This window comes from Dietzia sp. DQ12-76 (genome assembly GCF_014145045.1).
Taxonomy (GTDB): Bacteria; Actinomycetota; Actinomycetes; order Mycobacteriales; family Mycobacteriaceae; genus Dietzia.
The window spans coordinates 1-6,531 of the sequence record NZ_JAALDV010000319.1 but is presented as its reverse complement, the minus strand read 5'-3'; the positions used below and the strand labels follow the sequence as shown (position 1 = coordinate 6,531).

The 6,531-nt window shown below is 70.2% G+C and carries 7 protein-coding genes; 3 read left to right on the top strand and 4 right to left on the bottom strand.

The window, feature by feature from the left end; translation table 11 throughout:
* Positions 1-38 precede the first annotated feature (38 nt).
* The gene (locus tag G6019_RS11365; RefSeq protein WP_182627610.1) at positions 39-254 is read right to left on the bottom strand and encodes a hypothetical protein; all 216 of its coding nucleotides are present in this window, start codon (positions 252-254) and stop codon (positions 39-41) included.
* 157 nt (positions 255-411) lie between these two features.
* On the opposite strand from G6019_RS11365, the gene G6019_RS11360 reads away from it, so the two are divergent.
* Positions 412-894, top strand: a complete 483-nt coding sequence (locus tag G6019_RS11360) for an RrF2 family transcriptional regulator (RefSeq protein ID WP_182611974.1) — start codon at positions 412-414, stop codon at positions 892-894.
* Between the two features lie 179 nt (positions 895-1,073).
* Positions 1,074-1,964, top strand: coding sequence for a TSUP family transporter (locus G6019_RS11355; RefSeq protein WP_182611973.1), 891 nt, complete (start codon positions 1,074-1,076; stop codon positions 1,962-1,964).
* 175 nt (positions 1,965-2,139) lie between these two features.
* Here the strand turns inward: G6019_RS11355 and G6019_RS11350 are convergent, their stop codons facing one another.
* The 3 genes from G6019_RS11350 to cysD form a co-directional block, all read right to left on the bottom strand.
* On the bottom strand, positions 2,140-3,057 hold the full coding sequence (locus tag G6019_RS11350) for a sulfite exporter TauE/SafE family protein (protein ID WP_182611972.1): 918 nt from the start codon (positions 3,055-3,057) through the stop codon (positions 2,140-2,142).
* 4 nt (positions 3,058-3,061) lie between these two features.
* Positions 3,062-4,906 carry an adenylyl-sulfate kinase gene (cysC, locus tag G6019_RS11345; RefSeq protein WP_370446360.1) on the bottom strand — a complete coding sequence of 615 codons (1,845 nt, stop codon included), beginning with the start codon at positions 4,904-4,906 and terminating at the stop codon, positions 3,062-3,064.
* Between the two features lie 83 nt (positions 4,907-4,989).
* Complete coding sequence (cysD, locus tag G6019_RS11340; RefSeq protein WP_107757162.1) at positions 4,990-5,907, bottom strand: sulfate adenylyltransferase subunit CysD; 918 nt, start codon at positions 5,905-5,907, stop codon at positions 4,990-4,992.
* 168 nt (positions 5,908-6,075) lie between these two features.
* Between cysD and G6019_RS11335 the strand changes: the two genes are divergently transcribed.
* Positions 6,076-6,531, top strand: a 456-nt coding sequence (locus G6019_RS11335) for a helix-turn-helix domain-containing protein (protein ID WP_182627609.1), incomplete at its 3' end; no start/stop codon positions are given.

Here is a 6,531-nt window from a genome sequence, read left to right as displayed (position 1 = left end):
ACAGTAGAAGGCCCGATGCGGCAGCGGATGCGGGACGGCTATCGCCGACGCAGACGCAGGCCGCGGCGTCGACTGCTGCCGTACTCCCGGACCACGCGGGCCGGCTCATCCGGGCAACGGTGGGCGTCGGCGGCGACCCGCGCCGCGCCTCGCGAGGGCAGCGTGCCGCTGGTCGCGCCACAACGACGGCAGCTCCAGACCGCGCCGTCGGAGGTCTCGTGGACGTAGCAGGTCCGCTCATCCGCCTCGTTCATGTCGCTCCTCGGAGCAGGGCGCCGACCCCGAGCCGGCGCGAATTCGGCCATTATGTCACAAAACTTTCATGTTGACGCCTGCCAGGTTGTCCGGCGCCGCTCCCCCACCCCGGTCCGCGGCCACTCAGGAGATCCGCCCCCATGGGAGACTGTTCCCATGAGGGTCACCGCGAAGTCGGACTACGCGCTGCGTGCGCTCGTCGAGCTCGCGAACGCCCAACGCGCCCACAGTGGCGACGGTCCCCGCGAGAACCCGATCAGCGCCGAGGAACTGGGCCGGCTCCAGGACATCCCGCACGGCTTCCTGCAATCGATCCTGTCGGACCTGCGCCGGGCCGGCATCGTGGCCAGCCGACGGGGCAAGACCGGTGGCTGGACACTCGCTCAGGACGCGGGCTCCGTCACTGTCGCCGATGTCCTCCGCGCGGTCGACGGCCCGCTCGTCAGCGTGTATGACGTGCGGCCCGAGGCGGTCGATTACAACGAGCGGGCCGCGGTCCTCCAGCACGTGTGGATCGCGTCGAGGGCGTCCCTGCGGCGGGTCATGGACGCAGTGACACTGTCCGACCTCGCCGAGGGCCGGCTACCGGGCGAGGTCCACGCCCTCACCCTGGACGAGGACGCCTGGGAGCCCCGGTGAGCGGCGGACCCCGCCGCCACTGACCCGCCGACCCGCCGTGGTGGCCAACCCCAGGCCCTGATGCTAAAGTCTACTGAACTACTCTGTTTAATGCCCTAGTGGGCCGCGGCCGGACGAGGCCTCGCCCGCTACGTGGTTCCGAGAACCCCCCACTCGACCGACGCCGGAGGATCCCCCTCGTGCCCACCCTGATCATCCTCGGCTTCGCCGGACTGCTCGCCCAGCTGGTCGACGGCTCGCTCGGCATGGGATACGGCGTCACCTCGACGACCATCCTCGTGGCCGCCGGGATCGCGCCCGCGGCCGCGTCGGCAGCCGTGCACTTCGCCCAGATCGGCACCACCCTCGCGTCCGGCGTCTCCCACCACAAGTTCGGGAACGTGGACTGGCGCATCGTCGCGATCCTCGCGGGCCCGGGCGCGGTGGGCGCCTTCATCGGCGCGACGGCCCTGGCGTCGTTGTCCAGCGCGACCGCCAAGCCCATCGTCGCTTCGCTCCTGCTCGCACTGGGTTTCTACGTCCTCTACCGCTTCCTGCGACTGGGAGGCAGGCGGCCCCAGTTCTCCGGCCAGATCTCGGCGCGCTTCCTGGTGCCACTGGGCTTCGTCGGCGGAACACTCGACGCGTTCGGAGGCGGCGGGTGGGGCCCGGTGGGGACCACCACTCTGCTCTCCTCGGGCCGGGTGGAACCGCGCAAGGTGGTCGGCTCGATCAGCGCCTCCGAGTTCGTGGTGGCGGTGAGCGCGTCCATCGGCTTCCTCTTCGGTCTCGGCGCCGCGGGCATCAACTGGGCGTTCGCCGTCGCGCTGCTCGTCGGTGGCGTGACCGCCGCTCCGTTCGCGGCCTGGATGGTCCGGCACATGTCCGCCCGCGTCCTGGGCACGGCCGCGGGCGGTCTCATCATCATCACCAACACCTTCACCCTGCTGAGCGCTGCCGACGCCCCGGCGATCGTGATCGGGCCCGTGCTCGGGACGCTGGTCCTGGTGTGGATCGCGCTCGTGGTCCACGCGGTGCGTGCCGTCCGCCGTGAGCGGACTCCCGATCCGGAACTCGTCACCACCTCCTGACCGCCCCTCCGCCCGATCCGCGCGCCAAGCTCCATCCGCGCGCCAACCCCCATCCGCGCGCCATTACTGCATTCGCACGCGGAATATCGTGAGTGGATGCAGTACTCACGCGCGGATGCGGCGGGATCGGCACGCGGGTGGGCCCGGCGCGCCGTGTACGTGAGTCAGGCGAGGGTCAGGCGCGCACGCGGTCCTGCGCCGCCCGCTCGCCGAGATGCACCGAGTATCTGCGCACCAGCGCCCGCCATACGAGTGGCCCGCCCGTCACCAGCACCAGGGCGATCACACCGATCAGTGGCGGCGACGCCCCGAGCATCGCCGAGGCGGTGACCGCCAACACGATGGTGATGCCCCGCCGGATCAGACCCTGCGGCACCCGGCCGGCGACCCGGGAGCCGAAGAACGTCCCGATCGCCCCGCCGATCAGCAGCGGCACCAGCAGGGTCCAGTCGACGCCGGTCACCATCACGTGCCCGATGGCCGCCGCGATCACCAGCGGGACCGCCTGCACGAGGTCGGTGCCCACCAGCCGCAGCGCGGCCAGGGTCGGGTACAGCAGCATGATGCACATCATGATGACCGTGCCGGAGCCCACCGAGGTGATGCCCACCATCAGCCCGCCGACCACTCCGACCAGCAGGGTGACGAGCGGTCTGACCGGTGGGTTCGGGTCGCTGCCCGTACGGATCTTGCCGGCCATCTCGAAGAACGCCCGCAGGAAGTAGGCGGAGGAGGCCACGATGAGCGTCCCGCCGATGGCCTTCTTCAGCAGCCCCTGGACGTCGTCGGCTCCCACCGCGTGCACCAGCCAGGCCCCCAGGTACGCGGTCGGAACCGAGCCCAGGATCAGCCAGAACGCGATCTTCAGGTTGGGTTTGCCGTGCTTCCAGTGCACTCCGGCCCCGACCACCTTGTTCACCGCGTTGACCACCAGATCGTTGGCCACGGCGGCGGTGGGAGGGATCCCCACGAGGATGAGCGCGGGCGTCATCAACGCCCCGCCGCCCATCCCCGTCAGACCTATGACCACGCCGATCACCGCGCTGACGACCAGCAGCCCCAGTGAGTCGTAGGACCAGAGCGCCTCGGGCACCCGCTCAGACGCCCAGGATCGAGCTGACGATCCGCTGCGCCACCTCTTCCGCGGTGCCGTCCTCCGGACGGATGTGTAGGTCGGGGGTCAGCGGCGGCTCGTACGGCGCGGAGACGCCGGTGAACTCCGGGATCTCGCCGGCCCGCGCCTTGGCGTACAGCCCCTTGGGGTCGCGCGCCTCGCACTCGGCCAACGGCGTGTCCACGAACACCTCGGTGAAGGGCAGGTCGGCCGCGGAGTGGACGCCGCGCGCTTTGTCGCGGTCGGCGCGCATCGGGGAGATGAGGGAACAGATGACGACGACGCCGGCATCGGCGAACAGTGCCGCCACCTCCGCGGTGCGACGGATGTTCTCCGCCCGGTCCTCGGCCGAGAACCCGAGGTCGGCGTTGAGGCCGTGCCTCAGGTTGTCCCCGTCGAGGATGTAGGCGGGGTGGCCGGACTCGATGAGTAACCGCTCCACCTCGGAGGCGATCGTGGACTTGCCCGAACCCGACAGGCCGGTGAGCCACAGGGTGCGGCCCTGCCCGCGGTCGCCGCGCTGGACGGCACCGGCGTGCCAGACCACGTTGGACCCGGTGGTGGCGGGCCCGATGATCATGCCCGCGCCCACGGTGTTGCCGGAGAGCTCGTCCACGAGGATGAACGCCCCGGTGTCCCGGTTGCGGCGGTAGGGGTCGTACATCAACGGCGTCTGCGTGCGCAGGCCGATGCGACCGATCTCGTTGAGCCCCAGCTCGGTGGAGTCGGGGTCGCGGTGCAGGGTGTTGACGTCGAGCCGGTACTCCAGGCCCGTGACGATCGCCTTGGTGTCGCGGGTGGTGTGCTTGACGACGTACCGCTTGTTGGGCGTGAGGGTCGAGTCGTCGGCGAACCAGCAGACCATCGCCTCGAGCTCGGTGCCCTGGTGCGGCCGGTTGCCGGGCCGGGCGATCATCTCACCGCGGACGATGTCGATCTCGTCGTTGAGCGCGATGGTCACCGCGGCCGGCGCCGCCGCCTCGTCGAGCTCGGCTCCGCCCGGGCCCCAGATGGCCTTGATGGTCGACTGCCGACCGGACGGCATGACCACCACCTCGTCGTCGACCTTCATGATCCCCCCGGCGACGGTGCCGGCGAAGGACCGGTGGTCCAGTCCGTCGGCGCGCTGGGGGCGGATCACGTACTGCACGGGGAACCGGACGTCGGTGAGGTTGCGGTCCGACGCGATGTGCACGTTCTCCAGGTGGTCGAGCAGTGCCGGGCCCGTGTACCAGGGCATGGCCTCGGACCTGTCGACCACGTTGTCACCCTTGAGGGCGGACAGCGGGACGAACGTCACGTCGTGGACCTCGAGCTTGGCCGCGAAGTCGGTGAACTCGGTGCGGATGGCCTCGAACGTGGCCTCGTCGTAGTCGACCAGATCCATCTTGTTGACGGCCACGACCAGGCGGGGGATGCCCAGGAGCGCGGACAGGAACGCGTGCCGGCGGGTCTGCTCGAGCACCCCCTTGCGGGCGTCGACGAGGATGATCGCCACGTCGGCCGTCGAGGCACCGGTGACCATGTTGCGCGTGTACTGCACGTGGCCCGGGGTGTCGGCGATGATGAACTTGCGACGCGGACTCGAGAAGTAGCGATAGGCCACGTCGATGGTGATGCCCTGCTCGCGCTCGGACCGCAGCCCGTCGGTGAGCAGCGCGAGGTCGGTGTACTCGTCGCCGCGCTTGGCGGAGGTGGCCTCGATCGAGGCCAGCTGGTCCTCGAAGATGCCCTTGGAGTCGAAGAGCAGGCGCCCGATGAGGGTCGACTTACCGTCGTCGACCGACCCCGCGGTGGCGATGCGTAGCAGCTGGGCGTGCTCGGACATCGTGCTCAACTGCTCCGCGGTGAGGGTCGACGCGGTGCTGAGGGACGGGGCGCCGGCGGAGGACGCGGTGGTGGCGGAACTCATCAGAAGTAGCCTTCCTTCTTGCGGTCTTCCATGCCGGCCTCGGAGATCCGGTCGTCGGCACGGGTGGCGCCGCGCTCGGTGACGCGGGTGCCCGCGACCTCGGCCACGACGGCGGCGTTGTCGGCGGCGTCGGACTCCACGCAGCCGGTGCAGGTGGCGTCCCCGACGGTGCGGAAACGGACCAGCTCGGTGCGCGCCTCCTCGCCCGGGAGGGTCTCGAGGAAGCGGGTCTTGGCCAGCAGCATGCCGTCGCGCTCGATCACCTCGCGCTGGTGCGCGTAGTAGATGGGCGGCAGCGCGATGTCCTCGCGCTCGATGTACTGCCAGATGTCCAGCTCGGTCCAGTTGGACAGCGGGAACACCCGGATGTGCTCGCCCTTGCGGTGATTACCGTTGTAGAGCTTCCACAGCTCGGGGCGCTGCGCGCGCGGGTCCCAGGCTCCGAACGCGTCGCGGAAGGAGAAGACGCGCTCCTTGGCCCGGGCCTTCTCCTCGTCGCGACGGGCGCCCCCGAAGACCGCGTCGAAGCGGTTCTCCTGGATGCCGCGCAACAGCGCGGCCGTCTGGAGGCGGTTACGGCTGGTGCCGACGCCGGTCTCCTCGACCACGCGGCCGGCGTCGATGTCGTCCTGGACGTAGGACACGAGCAGTTGGACGCCGGTCTGGTCGACCACCCTGTCGCGGTACTCGATGACCTCGTCGAAGTTGTGCCCGGTGTCGACGTGCATGAGCGGGAACGGCATGGGCGCGGGCCAGAAGGCCTTGCGCGCAAGGTGGAACATCACCACGGAGTCCTTGCCACCCGAGAACAGCATCCCCGGGCGTTCGAACTGCGCGGCTACCTCGCGGAAGATGTGGACGGACTCGGCCTCGAGTGCGTCGAGGTGCGAGAGCGTCACCGCCGTCCTCGCTGTCATGCGACCTCCAATGTCGTGGGCTGGCCCGGTCCGACCGGACGACAGACCGCAGACAGGTCTGTCTGCGGTCTGGTTCGGGGTCCATCGTGCGCCCCGAAGGCCGCGATTTTCATCTCGGCGAGCGAAACAGTGCGCACATCGCCGACATGTCGACATACGATGTCGACTATGCGCCATGAGCCCACGCATCGCGTCCTCGCCGTGATCGAGGCACTGTCACGCGAGGGCCCACCGCTGCCCCTCGCGGAGATCGCCCGGATCACCGGGGCCAGCCGCTCCACCCTCCACGCCGTGCTGGCGGAGATGCAGGACGCACGGTGGGCCGAGAAGTGGGAGGGCGGGTGGCGCGCCGGGCCCACAATGCGCACGATCGCCGCATCCCTGTCCGCCGAGGTCGACCTGGCCCGGGCCGCCCGTCAGCCCCTGGAACGCCTCGTCGACGACACGGGGATCGCCGCCGTGGTGTTCGAGACCCGCGACGGCATGAGCGAGGTCGTGGACGTGGTGGGGGCGGGCATGCGCACGGCCTCCCGGCCGGACATCGCGGTGGGCCACGTCGTCCCGGTGCGGGCACCCTTCGCCCGTGAGCTCGTCGCCCGGTTACCGGTGGTCGACCAGCGGCGG